The organism is Paenibacillus maysiensis, from assembly GCF_000520815.1.
GTDB lineage: Bacteria > Bacillota > Bacilli > Paenibacillales > Paenibacillaceae > Paenibacillus > Paenibacillus maysiensis.
Window position 1 is genome coordinate 1 of record NZ_ASRY01000166.1, and the last position, 17,568, is coordinate 17,568.

General features: G+C 49.0%; 18 protein-coding genes, 1 pseudogene and 1 riboswitch. Of the genes and pseudogenes, 3 read left to right on the forward strand and 16 right to left on the reverse strand.

Translation table 11 applies throughout. The annotated features are described in order from the left end of the window. A partial coding sequence (locus tag L696_RS31455; RefSeq protein WP_209440956.1) for a hypothetical protein occupies window positions 1-181 on the forward strand: 181 nt, incomplete at its 5' end. Between the two features lie 299 nt (window positions 182-480). Here L696_RS31455 and purF read toward each other — a convergent pair. The 11 genes from purF to L696_RS0110340 all read right to left on the reverse strand — a co-directional run bounded on the left by purF (window position 481) and on the right by L696_RS0110340 (window position 11,251). Next, the gene (gene purF, locus L696_RS0110290) at window positions 481-1,962 is read right to left on the reverse strand and encodes an amidophosphoribosyltransferase (protein ID WP_025683560.1); all 1,482 of its coding nucleotides are present in this window, start codon (window positions 1,960-1,962) and stop codon (window positions 481-483) included. After that, on the reverse strand, window positions 1,947-4,190 hold the full coding sequence (gene purL / locus L696_RS0110295; RefSeq protein ID WP_025683561.1) for a phosphoribosylformylglycinamidine synthase subunit PurL: 2,244 nt from the start codon (window positions 4,188-4,190) through the stop codon (window positions 1,947-1,949). Before purL ends, purF begins: the two co-directional genes overlap by 16 nt. Then, the gene (gene purQ / locus L696_RS0110300) at window positions 4,168-4,857 is read right to left on the reverse strand and encodes a phosphoribosylformylglycinamidine synthase subunit PurQ (RefSeq protein ID WP_025683562.1); all 690 of its coding nucleotides are present in this window, start codon (window positions 4,855-4,857) and stop codon (window positions 4,168-4,170) included. The genes purL and purQ overlap by 23 nt, the downstream gene beginning before the upstream one ends. A gap of 4 nt (window positions 4,858-4,861) precedes the next feature. Then, window positions 4,862-5,107, reverse strand: coding sequence for a phosphoribosylformylglycinamidine synthase subunit PurS (purS, locus tag L696_RS0110305; protein ID WP_013308797.1), 246 nt, complete (start codon window positions 5,105-5,107; stop codon window positions 4,862-4,864). Window positions 5,108-5,165: 58 nt separating this feature from the next. After that, window positions 5,166-6,047, reverse strand: coding sequence for a phosphoribosylaminoimidazolesuccinocarboxamide synthase (locus L696_RS0110310; RefSeq protein ID WP_025683563.1), 882 nt, complete (start codon window positions 6,045-6,047; stop codon window positions 5,166-5,168). Between the two features lie 410 nt (window positions 6,048-6,457). Continuing rightward, the gene (locus L696_RS30920; RefSeq protein ID WP_049827334.1) at window positions 6,458-6,832 is read right to left on the reverse strand and encodes a hypothetical protein; all 375 of its coding nucleotides are present in this window, start codon (window positions 6,830-6,832) and stop codon (window positions 6,458-6,460) included. 16 nt (window positions 6,833-6,848) lie between these two features. Next, window positions 6,849-8,147 (reverse strand): adenylosuccinate lyase, encoded by a 1,299-nt coding sequence (purB, locus tag L696_RS0110320; RefSeq protein ID WP_014279839.1) that lies wholly within the window; start codon window positions 8,145-8,147, stop codon window positions 6,849-6,851. Window position 8,148: 1 nt separating this feature from the next. Then, a complete protein-coding gene (gene purK, locus L696_RS0110325) occupies window positions 8,149-9,324 on the reverse strand; it encodes a 5-(carboxyamino)imidazole ribonucleotide synthase (RefSeq protein WP_025683564.1) in 1,176 nt (391 codons plus the stop codon). After that, complete coding sequence (gene purE, locus L696_RS0110330) at window positions 9,321-9,806, reverse strand: 5-(carboxyamino)imidazole ribonucleotide mutase (RefSeq protein ID WP_013308792.1); 486 nt, start codon at window positions 9,804-9,806, stop codon at window positions 9,321-9,323. Before purE ends, purK begins: the two co-directional genes overlap by 4 nt. Before the next feature lie 147 nt (window positions 9,807-9,953). Next, window positions 9,954-10,055: riboswitch (purine riboswitch) on the reverse strand. 352 nt (window positions 10,056-10,407) lie between these two features. Then, on the reverse strand, window positions 10,408-10,842 hold the full coding sequence (locus tag L696_RS0110335) for a universal stress protein (RefSeq protein WP_025683565.1): 435 nt from the start codon (window positions 10,840-10,842) through the stop codon (window positions 10,408-10,410). Between the two features lie 145 nt (window positions 10,843-10,987). Beyond that, complete coding sequence (locus tag L696_RS0110340) at window positions 10,988-11,251, reverse strand: DUF1294 domain-containing protein (protein ID WP_025683566.1); 264 nt, start codon at window positions 11,249-11,251, stop codon at window positions 10,988-10,990. A gap of 180 nt (window positions 11,252-11,431) precedes the next feature. On the opposite strand from L696_RS0110340, the gene L696_RS29445 reads away from it, so the two are divergent. Further along, window positions 11,432-11,560 carry a DUF4023 family protein gene (locus L696_RS29445; protein ID WP_023987044.1) on the forward strand — a complete coding sequence of 43 codons (129 nt, stop codon included), beginning with the start codon at window positions 11,432-11,434 and terminating at the stop codon, window positions 11,558-11,560. 226 nt (window positions 11,561-11,786) lie between these two features. Here L696_RS29445 and L696_RS32720 read toward each other — a convergent pair. Together L696_RS32720 and L696_RS31905 are read right to left on the reverse strand one after the other, a co-directional pair. Further along, window positions 11,787-12,035 (reverse strand): annotated as a pseudogene (locus L696_RS32720) (alpha-galactosidase); the annotation flags it as partial. After that, window positions 12,036-12,236 carry a glycoside hydrolase family 36 N-terminal domain-containing protein gene (locus L696_RS31905; protein ID WP_280740170.1) on the reverse strand — a complete coding sequence of 67 codons (201 nt, stop codon included), beginning with the start codon at window positions 12,234-12,236 and terminating at the stop codon, window positions 12,036-12,038. Window positions 12,237-12,517: 281 nt separating this feature from the next. Between L696_RS31905 and L696_RS0110360 the strand changes: the two genes are divergently transcribed. After that, window positions 12,518-13,678: a type II asparaginase gene (locus L696_RS0110360; protein WP_025683567.1), complete on the forward strand. Its 1,161-nt coding sequence runs from the start codon at window positions 12,518-12,520 to the stop codon at window positions 13,676-13,678. A 278-nt stretch (window positions 13,679-13,956) separates the two neighbouring features. On the opposite strand, the gene L696_RS31185 is transcribed toward L696_RS0110360, so the two are convergent. The 3 genes from L696_RS31185 to L696_RS0110375 form a co-directional block, all read right to left on the reverse strand. Then, the gene (locus tag L696_RS31185) at window positions 13,957-14,094 is read right to left on the reverse strand and encodes a hypothetical protein (protein WP_023987042.1); all 138 of its coding nucleotides are present in this window, start codon (window positions 14,092-14,094) and stop codon (window positions 13,957-13,959) included. 111 nt (window positions 14,095-14,205) lie between these two features. Continuing rightward, window positions 14,206-16,338 carry a DNA topoisomerase III gene (locus L696_RS0110370; protein ID WP_025683568.1) on the reverse strand — a complete coding sequence of 711 codons (2,133 nt, stop codon included), beginning with the start codon at window positions 16,336-16,338 and terminating at the stop codon, window positions 14,206-14,208. Window positions 16,339-16,384: 46 nt separating this feature from the next. Further along, window positions 16,385-17,377, reverse strand: a complete 993-nt coding sequence (locus tag L696_RS0110375; protein WP_025683569.1) for a ketoacyl-ACP synthase III — start codon at window positions 17,375-17,377, stop codon at window positions 16,385-16,387. Window positions 17,378-17,568: the final 191 nt, after the last annotated feature.

Genomic DNA, 17,568 nt, shown 5'->3' on the forward strand with positions numbered 1-17,568 from the left:
GGCGGGGCACGTCCCGGGCTGTTTGCTTCGCAAAGGCGGGGACGTGTCAGGGCTAGGAAGTAAGCAGCGCCAAAGGCTGGCTTACTTCTTAGCCCTCAGGTTTGAGGCAGGTAGCTTCGCCAACCTGCTATGGAGCTTCGCTCTGCTCGCTCATGGGCGGCTCCGCAGGCCGCCCCTTTAAAAACTCATGGCATGAAATAGTTATGCCATGAGTTTTTATCCTCTTCCCCGTGGGAACAAAAGAGGGGCAGGCACTGCTGCAAAAAGGATGCACATCTGAGGAACGGAGCGGGTGGAAGGATTCTGGAGAAGCGGAGCGTTCGCCTTTGCCGCTGGATTCCAACCCTGTAAGGGATCATTTTAATCCAGGAATCCAGTGACAACAGCGATCGGAAGAACCTTCCACACGCGGAGAGGCCCCCTCAGAACCGCCATCCCCATACCTGCCATGCACCGCTGTACCTCTTTTGTTCCCTTTTCTCAACAACTACATCCGAGCTTTTCTTCGCCTTTGAAATCTACCTGAGTTGGGTAATCATTATCGAAGCAGGCCAGGCACAAGCCACCTTTGTAATCCTCTTCGTTATATCCACCTACAGCGGCGATCAAGCCCTCGGCACTCATAAAATAGAGCGAATCGGCGTTAATCTCCTGACGGATTTCCTCGACGGTTTTGGACGACGCGATCAGTTCCCGGCGATCCGGCGTGTCAATGCCGTAGAAGCACGGGTTTTTGAAAGGCGGCGAGGTGATACGTACATGTACCTCTAGCGCCCCCGCATCCCGTAGCATATTCACGATTCGACGGGACGTGGTGCCCCGGACGATAGAATCGTCGATCATAATGACCCGTTTACCTTCAACAACACGGCGTACAGCGCTCAGCTTCATTTTCACACCCTGCTCGCGTAGCTCCTGACTCGGCTGAATGAAGGTACGTCCAGTGTATTTATTTTTAATCATACCCAGCTCATAAGGAATACCTGTCTGCTCTGCATAACCAATCGCAGCCGAAATACTGGAATCCGGCACTCCTGTCACCAGATCCGCATCGACAAAAGCTTCCAAAGCCATCTGGCTACCCATACGTTTACGTGCAGCATGAAGATTGGCTCCGTTCAAGTCACTGTCAGGACGGGCAAAATAAATATATTCCATCGCGCACAGTGCTTTACGATGCTTGCCTTCACTGTAACGGTCTTCGTGCAGTCCATTTTTGTCCAACACCAACAGCTCACCCGGCTCGATATCACGTAACAGCTCTGCTCCAATCGTTTCCAAAGCGCAGGTTTCGGAAGCAAACAAATATGCATCACCCAATCTGCCCATCGTCAACGGACGCAAGCCGTTAGGATCGGAAGCTACCAGCAGCTTGTCGTTGGTCATAATGAGAAAAGCAAACCCACCGACAATACGCTTCAATGCATCCTTGGCGGCTTCCACCAAATCCTTGGACGACCGGGCGATCAAATGCGCCACGACCTCTGTATCGCTGGTCGTTTGAAAAATAGACCCGCCCTGCTCCAGCTCATGCCGGATTTGCAAGGCATTCACGATATTCCCGTTCGTCGCTACCGCCAGATCGCCATCACGATATTTGAAAACCAAGGGCTGTGCATTCGTCAGCTTACTGTCTCCACTTGTCGAGTAGCGCACATGTCCTATGGCAATGTCGCCTGTCAGCGAAGCCATCAAATCTTTATTGAATACTTCTTTAACAAGGCCCATTCCACGATGATAATGGAACTCATCTCCACTGCTCACACAGATGCCCGCGCTTTCCTCCCCACGATGCTGGAGTGCATGCAATCCGTAATATGCTAGAGAAGCAGCATCGGAGTGTCTGTACACTCCGAATACGCCGCATTCCTCTTTTAATTTATCAAACAGCCCCTCTTTACCAGAGCCTTCATTATAATAATCTCCAGTCCACAACGTCCGTGCTGTTATTTCATCAGACATGGAATGACATCCTCCCAGATTTGCTTCAAACTGGCGACTGCCTCGTTCAAAGCGGGTTGTCCGTTCACCTCAACTGTCAATTGTGATCCTTCAACTTTTCCCAATACGGTAACTGGCACTCCCAAACCACGCAGATGTGCTTCCAGCGCAGACGCTTGATCTGGCGATGCAGATAACAAAATGCGGGACTGACTTTCGCTAAACAAAGCATGGTCAGGACGCAAGGTCGTTTCTAGGTTGACCTGTGCTCCCAATCCGCCGCTAATACCAGATTCCGCAAGCGCTACAGCCAATCCGCCCTCTGCCAGATCATGCGCAGATTGTACCAAGCCTGCTTGGATGGCACTAAGCACCGCATTCAGCAGCTTTTTCTCCACGTTCAAATCCAGCTCAGGCGGTCGTCCTTCGGATACACCGTGTACGACAGCTTGGAACTCACTGCCTCCCAGCTCGGCCTTCGTTTCTCCCACCAGGAAAATCACGTCGCCTTCGGCTTTAAAGCCTTGTGTCGTAATATGGTCCGTATCATGTATTAGACCCACCATGCCGACGACAGGCGTCGGATAGATGGAACCTTTGGCATTTTCATTGTATAAGCTGACGTTGCCCCCGATGACAGGTGTATCCAGTACGCGGCAAGCTTCTGCCATCCCGTCTACAGCTTTTTCCATTTGCCAGAAAATATCCGGTTTTTCAGGATTACCGAAATTCAGGTTATCCGTAATCGCCAGTGGCTCGCCGCCGGAGCATACAATATTACGTGCTGCTTCGCTGACCGCAATCCGTCCGCCTACCTCTGGATCAAGGTATACATAACGTCCGTTACAGTCCGTCGTCATGGCAAGTCCCTTGCGGGTTCCGCGCACGGTCACTACTGCCGCATCCGAGCCCGGACGAACGGCTGTGCTGGTACGAACCATGTAATCATACTGCTCATATACCCATTTCTTACTGGCTACACTTGGCGAAGACAGTACCTTTTTCAGCGCACCGTTCAAATCCGTCACTTCTGCATAACGCAGTGTGTCAATGGCAGCGCTCTGCTCATAATAAGCAGGAACTTCAGAAGGCTTATCGTAAATCGGACACTCGTCCACCAGCGCCGTTACTGGCATGTCACCCACCACTTCATCATGATGGAACACACGCAAACGTCCGTCATCCGTCACTTTACCGACCTTGGCACAAATTACACCCCAGCGCTCGAAAATTTCCAGTGCCTGTGCTTCATCCTTAGGCTCTACTACGAACAGCATCCGTTCCTGTGATTCAGACAGCATCATTTCATAAGATGTCATGCCCTCTTCGCGCTGCGGTACCTGATCCAGATACAGCTCCAGGCCGTTGCCAGCCTTACTCGCCATCTCCGCGCTGGAGCAGGTAAGTCCTGCGGCACCCATATCCTGAATACCCAGCACAATACCACTATCGATCAGTTCTAGACATGATTCCATAACCAGCTTCTCCATAAAAGGATCGCCTACTTGAACCGCAGTCCGGTTCGCTTCGGATTCCTCCGTCAGCTCAACCGATGCGAATGTTGCTCCGTGAATCCCATCACGACCTGTCGGCGGGCCCACATAGAACACCGGGTTACCGACCCCTTTAGCAACACCACGCTGGATTTTATCATGGTCAATCAGTCCGACACACATTGCATTAACGAGTGGATTGCCTTCGTAGCTTTCATCGAATACAACCTCGCCGCCTACCGTCGGAATACCGATACAGTTCCCGTATCCCGCAATACCGGATACCACATGCTCGAACAAATATTTCACACGGTCGCTCTCCAGCTTGCCAAAACGCAGAGAATTCAGCACCGCCACAGGTCTTGCACCCATGGAGAATATATCACGGATGATGCCGCCTACCCCTGTCGCTGCCCCCTGAAAAGGTTCTACAGCCGACGGATGGTTATGACTTTCGATTTTAAATACAACTGCCTGGTTATCACCGATATCTACTATCCCTGCACCCTCACCCGGTCCCATCAGAACTCGTGGGCCACTCGTTGGAAAACGTCGCAGCAACGGCTTGGAGTTTTTGTAAGCACAATGCTCTGACCACATGACACTGAATACGCCAATCTCCGTATAATTCGGCTGACGTCCCATGAATTCGCAGATCAGCGCATATTCGCTGTCCGACACACCCATCTGCTGATACAGTTTATGTTCGGCAACCTGCTCTGCCGTTGGTTCCTTAGCGGACACTTGCTGCGCCATGACGATCCCTCCAAGCGTTCAAAATAGATGTAAACATTCGTTTGCCGTCATCCGTTCCAAGCAATGCGTCCACCGCGCGTTCCGGGTGAGGCATCATGCCCAGCACGTTTCCTTGTTCATTACAAATCCCTGCGATATCCGCCACGGAACCGTTTGGATTATCTTTATACGTAAATACGATCTGGTTATTCGCCTGCAAGCGAGCCAGCGTCTCATCATCACAGTAATAGTTGCCTTCGCCGTGGGCAATCGGAATAACGATCTCTTCACCGGCAGCATAATCCTTTGTAAAAGGCGTTTGATTATTCGCAACCTTCAACACCGTATCGTGGCAACGGAACTTCATCGACAAATTACGGCGCAAAGCACCCGGCAACAGCCCAGCTTCGGTCAAAATTTGAAAACCGTTGCAAATACCCAAAATGTATTTGCCCTCGGCAGCCGCTTTGGCTACTTCCTTCATCACCGGGGCAAACCGGGAAATCGCGCCACAGCGCAGGTAATCCCCGTAGGAGAAGCCTCCTGGAACAAGAATACAATCATAAGGCGACAGATCCGTCGCAGTATGCCAAACATAATCGACAGGTTCACCGACCGTGTCCTCTACCGCCTTATAGCAGTCAATATCACAGTTGGAGCCCGGAAAAACCAGAACTGCAAATTTCATGGAATTAGCCCTCCAGTTCGTAGCGGTAGTCTTCAATGACCGTGTTGGCCAACAGCTTTTCGCACATCTCAATGATGCGCTTTTCAGCACTCTCGCGGTCTGTTGTATCCAGATTCAATTCCATATACTTACCAATTCTGACGCTGTCCACTTCTCCGAAGCCCATAGAATGCAGTGCGCCTTGCACCGCAACCCCTTGCGGGTCCAAAACGCTTTGCTTAATTGTGACATAGACCGTTGCTTTCATCATGTTCCTTCAGTTCCTCCTCCGAATGAGTGAATCCTATTGGTTGAATTATGATTACTATTTACTGTGCCGTCAGACGCCGCCAAATATCCGTATATCTTGCAGTTGTTTCTTCTACGACCTCAGCAGGCAACGGATCGGGCTTGCTATTCTTGTCCCAACCGGATGCTGCCAAATAGCTTCGTACCGGCTCCTTGTCCATGCTGTCAATCTCGACATCCAGCTCATACTTTTCCTGCGCCCAAAAACGGGATGAATCCGGGGTGAAAATTTCATCAATCAAAATAACCTTTCCATCAACAAGACCAAACTCAAACTTGCAATCGGCTAAAATAATTCCACGCTTCTCGCAGAAAGCACGCGCAAATTCGTATAATGCCAAGCTTTTTTCCTCAAGCTCGTCTGTCAGTTTAGCCCCGACCAGCTCTTTCATCTGATGAAGAGAAATGTCCTCGTCGTGTCCAACATCATTTTTCGCAGCCGGTGTAAATAAAGGCTTGGGAAAACGCTCATTTTTTCGTAGTCCCTTCGGCAATGGAATGCCGTTTACCTCACCGTTCTGCTCATACTGACGCCAGCCGCCTCCGGTAATATATCCGCGCACCACACACTCAATGTCGATGCGTTCAGCCTTCAGCGTGACCATAATCCGGTCCTTCAGCAACTCTTTATTCTGTTCGTCGATCACATGCCCGAGCTTGTTCACATCGGTGTGCACGACATGGTTTTCCAACAAGTCTTTCGTTTGTTCAAACCAGAAAGCGCTGAGTTTATTCAGCACATTCCCCTTTTCGGGTACGGGTGGCTCCAGCACATAATCAAAAGCCGAAATCCGGTCCGTCACGACAATCAGAAAATGCTCTCCGAGATCATACAGCTCACGCACCTTGCCTTTGTACAGCAACGGCGCATGGATTAGTCCCTCGGCGGTAGACAATGACATCTAATACACCTCTTTCAAAAGAGTATGGCCCCTCCTAAACCTTGTGCCCCTCCTAAATCCTCCCCTCGGGGAGGACCCCCAGGGCTGCTGCCCTCGGGACTCCCGCAAGGGTTTGGCGCAGTGAGTGGGCGGGGCTGTTTATTGTAGCTGGGGTGGTGTGAGCGCGTTCCGCTGGATTAAGGCTTGTTGACACAAGCTTTAATCCAGCAACGCTTTTACGTTGGCGCAGAGCGACGCTTTTACGGATATGACATCGTAATGGCGTTGAAAGCTTTAAGCTGCAATTTTATATGCAGCTTACGGTTGTACCATGGCTTGGCGTATTACATGTCGCCTAGCATTCGGCCCGTGGCCGTAGCTCGGCATGTCATGCAGCCGAGCATTCAGGCTTCGCCTGCTGTGCGCATGTGCTACGCTGCGCACAGATACGGTGGCTCAAGGCTTCGCTCCTTGAGCCTGCGCGTTCTTGGGAGGGCTGCGGGCTGTTTGCTACGCAAATTCGGCAGCCCTCCCAAGAACGTTGCTTTGCGATAGAAAAAGCAGTGGAACACGCTTTTCCATCGCTCTTTGGGTCGGTGCGGCATGTTATGCACCGCACCTCCCCCTATTCCTGCTCCCTCATGAAGGTTGGTGCTGGAAGTAGCGGAGCGAACGGAATCATTCTGAAGAAGCGTCAGCGTTTGCCTTTGTCCCTGGATTCCAACCTTTACGGGTTTATTCCAATCCAGGAATCCAGGGGCAACAGCAATCGGAAGAATGATCCGTTCGCGCAGCGGCCTCACCAAGCGCCACCCCTCTCTCCTATTCCCCTAATCCCAGCTTTTTGAAGATCGTATCTACGTTTTTCAAATGCCATGCCGGGTTGAAAGCATCCTCGATTTCGTCCGGGCTGAGTACGGCGGTAATTTCCGGAGTCGCCTCGACGATTTCGCGGAATTGGCGTTGCTCTTCCCACGCCTGCATAGCACGCGGTTGCACGGTATCGTAGGCTTTTTCACGGCTAAAGCCCTTGTCGATCAGCTTCGTCATAATACGACCGGAGAACGGTACGCCATACGTACGCGCCATATTGCGCTTCATATTTTCAGGGAATACCGTCAGGTTCTTCACGATATTGCCAAAACGGTTCAGCATGTAGTTCAACAGCATCGTTGCATCCGGCAAAATGATACGTTCCACGGAAGAATGCGAAATGTCGCGTTCATGCCACAGTGTTACGTTCTCATACGCGGATACCATATGCCCGCGAATCACACGCGCCAGACCGGAAATATTTTCGCTGCCGATTGGATTGCGTTTGTGCGGCATTGCGGAGGAACCTTTTTGACCCTTGGCAAAAGCTTCTTCCACCTCACGGAATTCACTTTTTTGCAGAGCGCGGACTTCTGTAGCAAATTTGTCCAGCGATGTGGCTACCAGTGCCAATGTCGCCATGTATTCGGCATGACGATCACGCTGGAGCGTCTGTGTGGAGATTGGCGCAGGCTTGGTGCCCAGCTTGCGGCATACAAACTCTTCTACAGCCGGATCAATGTTAGCGTACGTTCCGACTGCACCAGACATTTTACCGTATTCAACCTGGTCAGCCGCAAAACGGAAACGTTCCAGATTACGCTTCATTTCCTCGTACCACAAAGCCATTTTCAGGCCAAACGTCGTCGGTTCAGCGTGTACCCCGTGTGTACGGCCCATCATCGGCGTATGCTTGTAAGCCAGTGCTTTTTCCTTCAAAATTTCAATAAAATTCAAGATATCGCGCTCCAGAATTTCATTCGCCTGCTTCAACAAGTAGCCCAGTGCGGTATCTACCACATCCGTGGAGGTCAGGCCGTAATGCACCCATTTGCGCTCATCGCCAAGGCTTTCGGATACCGTGCGGGTAAAAGCAATGACATCATGTCTTGTTTCCTGTTCAATTTCATAGATCCGGTCAATATCAAAGCTTGCGTTCTTACGCAGCGCCACAGTGTCCTCTTTCGGAATAACGCCCAATTCTGCCCAAGCTTCACAGGCACACAGTTCTACTTCCAGCCACGCTTTAAATTTATTTTCTTCCGTCCAAATCGCTCTCATTTCCGGTCTGCTATAGCGTTCGATCATACTATTTATTCCCCCAAATATTGGTTTGTTCAATCCATTCCAGCGCTTGTTCCGCATCCTGGCACAATAGATTCATATGTCCCATCTTTCGGCCTGGCTTGGCTTCACTTTTTCCATACAAATGCAGCTTGGGTACAACATCCAATCTTTCAGCTTCGGCATCCGGCTGCACGAACCGTTGAACCACGTCCTCCAAATGCTCGCCTAGCACATTGACCATCACGACCGGAGTCAGCAGCTTCGTGCTGCCCAGCGGCAAGCCGCAAATCGCACGTATGTGCTGTTCGAATTGCGACGTCGCGCATCCCTCCATCGTGTAATGGCCGGAGTTATGCGGCCTCGGTGCCAGCTCATTGACGTACAATTGTCCGTCTTCGGTAACGAACATCTCTACAGCGAGCAGCCCCACCGCACCTAACGACTCCGCCACAGCCAAAGCCAGCTTGCGTGCTTCCTCCTGCACGGATTGTGGCACTCGCGCGGGTACAATCGACGTGTGCAAAATGTTGTTCACATGAATGTTTTCCGCAGGTGGGAAGGCTTTGGCTTCGCCGTTCGTGCTGCGTGCGACGATTACCGAGATTTCGCAGCGAAAACGAATGAACTTTTCCAGCACCAGTTCTGCACCGCTTCCAGCCAGTTGTTCGTAGGCAGCTACGGCTTCCTCGGGTTGGCGAATAACCGCTTGTCCCTTGCCATCATAACCACCAACTGCTGTCTTGAGCACACATGGCACGCCCAGTTCGGCTACCGCTTGAACCATATCCGCAGGACTACTGATTTCACGATACGGAGCGACAGGAACGCCAGCGGCTTCAATGGAGCGCTTTTCCCGTAATCGATGCTGTGTTGTATACAATAAACTGCTACCCTGCGGCACACTTGATTCCTGTTCCAAAAGCGCAGCCACACCCGCGTCCACATTTTCAAACTCATACGTAATCACGTCGCATCGCCCAGCCAGCTCTCTGGCAGCATGCACATCATCATAGGCAGCAAGGATTTGTTCTGACACCTGCCCGCACGGACTATCTGGTGACGGGTCCAGTGTCACAAAGCGATATCCTAGGTTTGTTCCCGCCATTACAAGCATTCTTCCTAATTGTCCGCCTCCCAAAAGTCCAATCATTGTACCAGGAGGAAGGATGCGGCCTGCGGGTTCACATGCCTCACTCATAGCGAGTCACTGCCTTCCAGCACCTCATCACGGATACGATCGCGTCTTGCCAAGACCCGCTGGCTTATCTTTTCGTCAAAAGCGCCTAATATTTGTGCGGCCAGCAGCCCTGCATTCGTAGCGCCTGCCTTACCGATTGCCACAGTGGCAACCGGAATACCACCCGGCATCTGCACAATGGAGAGCAGGGAGTCCAGACCGTTCAGAGCCTTCGACTGAACAGGCACACCGATGACTGGCAATGCCGTCTTGGCTGCCACCATTCCCGGCAAATGCGCCGCGCCACCTGCTCCGGCAATAATAACCTTTAGCCCGCGCCCAGCGGCTTCCTCTGCAAAACGGAACATCAGATCCGGCGTTCGATGGGCTGAGACTACCTTTTTCTCATATCCGATTTCCAGCTCGTCCAGCACTGCACATGCATGTTGCATGGTGTCCCAGTCCGATGTGCTGCCCATAATGACAGCGACCTGCACTGACATGTCCTTCACTCCCTGTTTATCAATAAGCGCCAAAAATCCGGCACTCGAAAATAACGTTATTTTCAAGACACCGGACTACGAAAAACAAACGACAAAGCCTCACAAAGGCATGCCAAAAGCAAGCCTGTTTCACCGCAACAAATGCGGCTTCAGCCGTATGTCTCCCGTAGTCCGGAAATTTAAGGTTTCCAGGTAGAAACTTCCGGGCCATATCCCCGGCATTATACGAGTCAGCATTGTGCCCAATCGACCCCAAACGATATTCTAACAAACATGATCGTGGTCTGTTTCGGCTCAAACATGTGTACCTTATTCAATTTTACCTAAAGCTCTTTTTTTATCGACAATACACTTCATAGTTTAACAATTCCCTACACCTTATGTCAACTTGAAAACGAACATTATCAAAATCATCCAATTGAATGTTCGTGTTTGACAAAACACAATCCCTTTTCTACCCGCAAACGGGGACAATAGCTATACATTTAGCCGACTCTTTGGGCCCAGACTGCCATCATAGGCCGGCCCTATACTCCACAAAAAAATAAAAGCCGGTACTTCCTGTACAGGCAGTAATCCGACTTTTATTCCTTCTATTCTGTTACTTCACGACCAGCACAGGAATGCGCGCATGCTGCACCACATTATGACTGACGCTGCCTAACACAAATTCACGAATACCACCCAAACCACGGCTGCCGATCACAATCACATCGAAGCCATTTTCATTCGCATAATCCAAAATAACTTCGGCCGGCGAACCCTGAATCAGCTCCACCTTGGCGTCAATGCCCTGATCAGCAAGCCGTTTTTTGACCTCATCCGTGGTTTGCTCCGCCAAATCGTAATATTCTTTATTCACCGAAGCTGGAAGCGGGGCCAAACCTTCACCCATGAAAATACGCGGAAAATCAAACGCCGTTACCACCTCAAGCTTTGAGGATGGTGAAGCCTTGGTTAATTCAGCCGCCTTCAACAAAGCCTTATTGGATGCCTCGGAACCGTCATAAGCAAGCAATATTTTCGAAAATAACATACATATGCACCTCTTCCTATTCAGTTTGTTAGAACAAAGCCTGAAATATGTATTCCTTTGGGCGTTCGTACATTCACATTGCCAAACGCTGGCATAGCCGCCCTACTCATCATTAAACATCCCCATGAGAGCCTAAACCACGGCTTTACCGTAAAAAATATCCGTATAGCAATGCATTAACGAACAGCAACGCAGGAATACCGAGTCTGAAGCTCATATGCTGCGTTTTGTGGCGTTTGCGGTACATCGCAATCAGCACGCCCAACGCTCCCCCGATCAGGGCCAGCAAAAACAGCGTCCGTTCGGGTACACGATCACGGTGCTTACGCGCCCTCTTTTTGTCTTCCGACATTACCAGATAGCCTACTGCGTTTATAAACAGCAGCCATACCAACAAGCCTGTCTGCAATGTCTCTCCTCCTTTTGCACACCGCACCGAGTTCAGGCATTAGTCCTTCTATAGCCCTCTCCCCTTCATTATAACTCCACCCCTTTTGCAGAAACAACGCCTTCTCCTGACTGAAATACCGCTTTTGCGGATATAGTAACGTTGTATGACGGCTATCCTTGAATTAAAGGAGGGACTACGATGGAAAGCACCCATGAATACGTGGAAAAGCTGCGAGAAAATGCGAAAAAGGCAGAACGCAACCGTAAAAGAGGAAAAGGAACTCCCAGCGCCAGTTTGCCGACCAAACAGCATACCAACAATCCTTAATTGCAGGTAACCCTGCTGTATAAGCTGTAAAACCATGTTATTCACCTATAATGTCAGCTTGAATTGCAGTGTGTTCATTTTTAGATGTCGCAAAAATCAGATACATTGCCTTCTCTAGCTTCTGCAAAACAACAAGCAGGCCCCCTTTGAGGTGTCTGCTTGTTGTAATTTCGATGTCCACTTCCATCCTGTCGCAGTAATCTCTTCTCCCAGTCTACCCAGACAACCACCCATCGTCCAGTACAAATAGCTCAACCCCAAGCTCCTGACCAGCCGAAGCAATTTCTTTAATCCGATCCGCATTAAAATCAGAATACGTGGCTTCCCAGTTTTTAATCAGCACCGAACGAACCTGATCACGGAATCCTCCTCTTGACAGTCTTGTTCAATATAAGCGATGATAGGTGCGCGACATATCACACAATTCTTCCGAGGAACGAACCAGTACAGCTTCCGGCGTCTGGAATGACTCTCCCTACCTCATGAACCAGACAATTGCACATATCATAATCACCGTCACGAAATCCACATTACAGCTTAAAGCCCGTCGAAGCGTTACATTTGAACTGCCTATATTTTCAGAACGTACAGAACGAGTGATAGCATCTAATTCATTGATTACTTTATATTGTAGAACAGCTGAAAGACCTGTTGATTTCGGTTTACCCTGTGTAATTGTATAGCTTACATAAAGTTAACTCCCCCTATCATCCTACTAATGAACTCTATACAAAATCATATAAAAAGTAATAGCTATCCTCTTACTACACACCTTATACAAACAATAAACGATTACATTTATAAAATATAAGTTATAACGTCATATTATGTGACATATGTATTGACTAAAAACAATTTTAGCCTCTATAATTCGTGATATTAATGTAATTAGACAAAAAAATTGCCAGTTAATCTATCATTTATATCTATGGTTTTTACATTGGAGAGGAGCTTTATATGACTAACTTGAAGAAAATGACGATGATTCCCCTGCTGGCCAGTTTTATTCTCGGAAGTACTTTATGGAGTGGCGGTTTTACCGCTAATGCTGCGGCAGCAGCTACTACCAGCACGACTGCACCTACATCTGCTACTACTATCACCGATAAATCTGAGAAACCACAAACCAATCATCTACCCAACATTAAAATACTTGCCACCGGAGGAACTATCGCAGGGTCATCTGCCTTCAACACCGATACAACCGACTACAAAGCAGGCGCATTGGGCGTCGAGACTCTGATCAACGCCGTTCCTGAAATGAAAAGTATTGCTAACGTCAGCGGTGAACAGGTTGTCAACGTGGGCAGCCCCGACATTAATAATGATATCCTTTTAAAACTCGCCAAACGTACGAATGAGCTGCTCGCCAGAGATGATGTGGACGGAATCGTTATTACTCATGGTACAGATACGTTGGAAGAAACCGCTTATTTCCTCAATCTGGTCATCAAAAGCGATAAGCCCGTCGTTGTCGTTGGCTCCATGCGCCCAGCTACAGCAATCAGCGCCGATGGTCCTTTTAACCTTTATAATGCTGTCAAAGTCGCCGGGGCTTCTGCCTCCAAAGGTCAAGGCGTACTCGTACTGCTGAATGATCGCATCGGTGCAGCGAGATACATTACCAAGACGAACACGACAGCAGTCGATACATTCAAGGCGGTAGAACAGGGCTATCTCGGAGCTGTTGTGGGAGATCAAGTGTATTACTACAACAAACCTACACACAAGCATACAACTGCTTCCGTGTTCGACATCTCCAATCTGACCCAACTGCCGCAGGTAGATATTTTATACGAATATCAAAATAACGGGCGATATCTGTATGATGCAGCCGTAGCGGCAGGTGCCAAAGGTATCGTTGTGGCGGGCTCCGGCAATGGTTCCTTGTCCAAGACCTCTACAGAAGGTGCTGAGGCAGCAGGTAAAAAAGGAGTTATCATCGCGCGTTCCAGCCGAGTAGGCAGCGGAATCGTCTCTCCGTCTACGAAAGACGCAGCATCCAACTTTGTTTCCACTGACTCACTCAATCCGCAAAAAGCAAGGATCTTGCTCATGCTTGCTTTGACTCAAACGCATGATGTTAAACAGATTCAGTCCTTCTTTAATGAATACTAATAAATGAGGATTTTGTAAAATCCAAATAAGTGATTTCCAATGAACAATAAGATATCAAAGCCAGTTCACTAAAAAAGGAGCAGCAGTAACGGTGATATACCGTAACTGTTGCTCCTTTTCGCAAGACAATGACAAACCCACAACTCCACACTGAGCCCAATTGTCTCAGCCTTGATATAGCTTCAAGTTTAAGTTTGCCCGTTAGATGGTTAAATCCATACCATTCAATGGATAACTGATTCCATTTTGTTACAATCCTGTGCTCCTGTCACTTCGTATCAGGACTGTTGTTTAGGAATCCCATTCAGGCTTGGAGGATATTTCGCTTGCTTCTCTGGATGTGGAGCGATTTCTTCCTCCAAAATACTTGATTTATTTTGCTGATTATTGATTTTAAGCGACTTATGCTTGGGCATAACTACTCACCTCCTCGGCTTACCATGCCAAGGAGCGAGAGGTTTTATACCGATTTGCTGATGCTTATCGCCCTTGCTGTTGACTTGATATGGATTACTTGTAGCTGCCCGTTATTTTCCCTGCTTTTGCTCCAAGGCTGCTTTCAGCAGATCACCCAGACTGGAGCCAAAAGATTCCTGCTTTTCATATTGTCTTACCAGCTTCTGCTGTTCACGTTTGTTTACCCGTTGCTTGTCCTTATCCAGTGTTTCGGTAATGCCACAAGGCAGACATCTGACATACAAACCCGCCTTGCCCTCTTTCATTTCCATTTTTTTATGGCACTGCGGACAACGACGATTCGATAGACGTTTTTCTCCCGAACGGCGATAGCCGCAATCCACACTTGGACATACGAGGAACTTGCCCTGTTTGCCCTTCTTCTCCAAAAGCTTTGTACCACAATCCGGGCAATGGCTGTTCGTCACGTTATGGGGCTTGTATTCAGCACTGCTATTTTTCACAGTGGAAACCAGCTCTTTCGCCATCGCACGAATCGAGTCCAAGAACGGTCCCGGTTGCCCTTGACCACGGGCGATTCGTTCCAGCTCCGCTTCCCAACGTGCCGTCAGCTCCGGTGTTCTTAGCTGTGGAGCTGCCAGCTCAATCAGTTGCTTGCCTTTCCCCGTTGGATGCATTACATTTCCCTGACGCTCAATTGTATCCGAGCTAACCAGCTTCTCAATCAGATCTGCGCGAGTAGCAGGAGTACCCAGACCATGCTTCTCCATCTGAGCAAGTAGCGCCGCTTCCGTATACCGCTTCGGCGGCATCGTTCGTCCAGCACGCACAAGGCAACGCTCTATCCGAACAGAATCCCCTTTTTTCAGTTCAGGTAAAATAACACCACTTCCGTTGTCCTCGCGTTCCTCTGCTTCGTCGTCCGTATCATAGAGATTTCCGTCATATACAGCACGCCAGCCACTATCTTTTATCGTCGTGCCTTTGACTTGAAACGTTTCCTGCTCTACTGTTACCGAAACCGCTACAGCATCATAACGAGCAGGTGGATAGAAAAGACTGATAAATCGCCGCGCAATCAGATCATACAGCTTACGTTCCTCCGGGCTTAGCTGATTAAGCAACAAGGTCTGCTCTGTAGGGATGATCGCATGGTGATCCGTTACTTTGCTGTCATCCACAATTCGCTTCGAGATCGTCAAGCTCTTGCGCAGTAACGGGCGTGCCAAGGAAGCATACGGGCCTACAGCCACACTATTGAGCCGTTCCTTAAGGGTATCCACCATATCGGATGTCAGATAACGGCTATCTGTACGTGGATACGTGACCAGCTTATGCTGCTCATACAAACGCTGAAGTACATTAGACGTCTGCTTGGCCGAAAAGCCGTAGCGCTGGTTGGCATCCCTTTGCAGCTCGGTTAAATCATAAGCCAACGGATGTGGCTCATTCTTTTCACTTTTTTTGACACTGGAAACCGTGCCTTTGACGCCTTCCAATTTGCGGCGCAAAGCCTCTGCTTGAGTACGGTCAAACATGCGTGAGTCGCCATTTTCCGCACGCCAAGTTGCCTGAAAATCACCAAAGTCTGCCGTCAATGTATCATATTCCTGAGAACGAAACTGAGTAATCTCCTTCTCACGTTCCATAATCATCCCCAGCGTCGGTGTCTGTACTCTTCCCGCCGAAAGCTGAGCGTTATAGCGACACGTCAATGCGCGGGTCACATTCAGACCAATCATCCAGTCTGCTTCAGCCCGACAACGAGCCGATTCGTATAAACGATCAAACTGCTGCCCAGGCAACAGCTTCGCGAAGCCTTCCTTAATCGCCTTGTCCGTCTGCGATGAAATCCACAAACGGCGAAAAGGCTTTTTCCAGTTCGCCATTTGTATAATCCAACGTGCCAACAGTTCCCCCTCACGGGCAGCATCCGTTGCCACAATAAGTTCTCCAATGTCCTGCCGCTTCATGAGCTGCTGTACAGCCTTGAACTGATGATTGCTTTCACGTAGCACCTTCAGCTTGGTACTCTTCGGAAGGATCGGCAGGTCCTCCAAATTCCAGGTTGCATACTTGGAATCATAATCCTCCGGCTCTGCCAGTCCAACCAAATGTCCTAACGCCCACGTCACAACATACTTGGGCCCCTCTATATAGCTTTTATGCTTCTCGCGGCTTCCCATCACACGTGCAATCTCTCTGGCTACGGATGGTTTTTCTGCTAATACTAATACCTTCATGTTACGCCCCTTTCTCTTATATTGTTAATTATACCATCCGGACAGCTTACAAATCAGGCACGCTCCATTTTAACAGCAGACCTGCATAAGTCAGGCCCCCTCCGAACCCATATAACAATACCCGCTGTCCATACCGTAAACGCCCATCATCCAAACCGCACTGTAAAGCTAAAGGAATAGATGCCGCCGATGTATTGCCATAAAACTCTACACTTGTCAGCGTCTTTTCCAAAGGTATTGCCCCTCGTTCACATATGGATTCGATCATTCTCAGATTGGCGCTATGCGGTACAAACCAGTCAAGGTCCTCATTCTTCATTCCAGCCTGCTCCAATAACCGTTCTACTCCCGCTGGGACAGAGCGAACAGCCCATTTATAAACCTCACGTCCATTTTGAACAAGAAATCCATTAGCTTGCAGCTTTTCTCCATCTAAATAATCAGATAAACCTGCCCGATAGAGATGAACTCCCCCTTGCCCATAAGTTCCGATATCTGCGGTCAAAAAAGATCCTTCATCCTCGTCATATTCAACAAGAGCAGCCCCTGCTCCGTCTCCAAAAAGTACACAAGTCGTCCGGTCCGTGTAATCCGTAATTTTGGACAACGTTTCCGCTCCCACCACTAAAACCTTACGGTGCAGACCACCCGTAATAAGGCCGTTAGCCAGGTGAAGTCCATAGGTGAATCCTGCACATGCTGCACTTACATCCATTGCTCCCGTATCCGAAATATTAAAATGGGCCTGAATTCGTGAAGCTGTACTTGGAAAGTAGTAATCAGGCGTACTAGTCGCTACAATGATCATATCAACTTCGTTTATATTTACGTCATAGAGCTTAATCATACGTGTAACAGCTTGAATGCATAGATCAGATACATATTGGTCTTCAGCCGCAATTCGCCGTTCACGCATACCCGTTCGTTGTACTATCCACTCGTCACTAGTATCCACAAGCTTCTCCAAGTCGGCATTCGTCAAAATCCGTTCAGGTACATAAGTACCCAGGGCCGTAAGCTTTGCTTTAGAATTCAACAATCTGACCACTCTCCTTTATAATCCTTGTTTCCATTATAACACCTGATACTAATACCTGATACTAATTTATTTCAAAATAGCTTCAATTGTTATGAGTTAGTCTCAATTTGTACCTTTCCTTTAAGTTAAATATAAGTGTCTTACATTTTCAACGCAAAAAAGAACCACAATCTCAAGGAGATCATGGTCCT

Bases quoted from the DNA above. Each gene is read 5' to 3' on its own strand.
- purS (WP_013308797.1), bottom strand. From the start codon at position 5,107: ATGATGAAAGCAACGGTCTATGTCACAATTAAGCAAAGCGTTTTGGAC.
- purL (WP_025683561.1), bottom strand. From the start codon at position 4,190: ATGGCGCAGCAAGTGTCCGCTAAGGAACCAACGGCAGAGCAGGTTGCC.
- L696_RS0110335 (WP_025683565.1), bottom strand. From the start codon at position 10,842: ATGTTATTTTCGAAAATATTGCTTGCTTATGACGGTTCCGAGGCATCC.
- purB (WP_014279839.1), bottom strand. From the start codon at position 8,147: ATGATCGAACGCTATAGCAGACCGGAAATGAGAGCGATTTGGACGGAA.
- L696_RS0110370 (WP_025683568.1), bottom strand. From the start codon at position 16,338: ATGAAGGTATTAGTATTAGCAGAAAAACCATCCGTAGCCAGAGAGATT.
- purQ (WP_025683562.1), bottom strand. From the start codon at position 4,857: ATGAAATTTGCAGTTCTGGTTTTTCCGGGCTCCAACTGTGATATTGAC.
- L696_RS29445 (WP_023987044.1), top strand. From the start codon at position 11,432: ATGGAAAGCACCCATGAATACGTGGAAAAGCTGCGAGAAAATGCGAAA.
- purE (WP_013308792.1), bottom strand. From the start codon at position 9,806: ATGTCAGTGCAGGTCGCTGTCATTATGGGCAGCACATCGGACTGGGAC.
- purF (WP_025683560.1), bottom strand. From the start codon at position 1,962: ATGTCTGATGAAATAACAGCACGGACGTTGTGGACTGGAGATTATTAT.
- L696_RS31185 (WP_023987042.1), bottom strand. From the start codon at position 14,094: ATGCCCAAGCATAAGTCGCTTAAAATCAATAATCAGCAAAATAAATCA.
- L696_RS0110310 (WP_025683563.1), bottom strand. From the start codon at position 6,047: ATGTCATTGTCTACCGCCGAGGGACTAATCCATGCGCCGTTGCTGTAC.
- purK (WP_025683564.1), bottom strand. From the start codon at position 9,324: ATGAGTGAGGCATGTGAACCCGCAGGCCGCATCCTTCCTCCTGGTACA.
- L696_RS0110360 (WP_025683567.1), top strand. From the start codon at position 12,518: ATGACTAACTTGAAGAAAATGACGATGATTCCCCTGCTGGCCAGTTTT.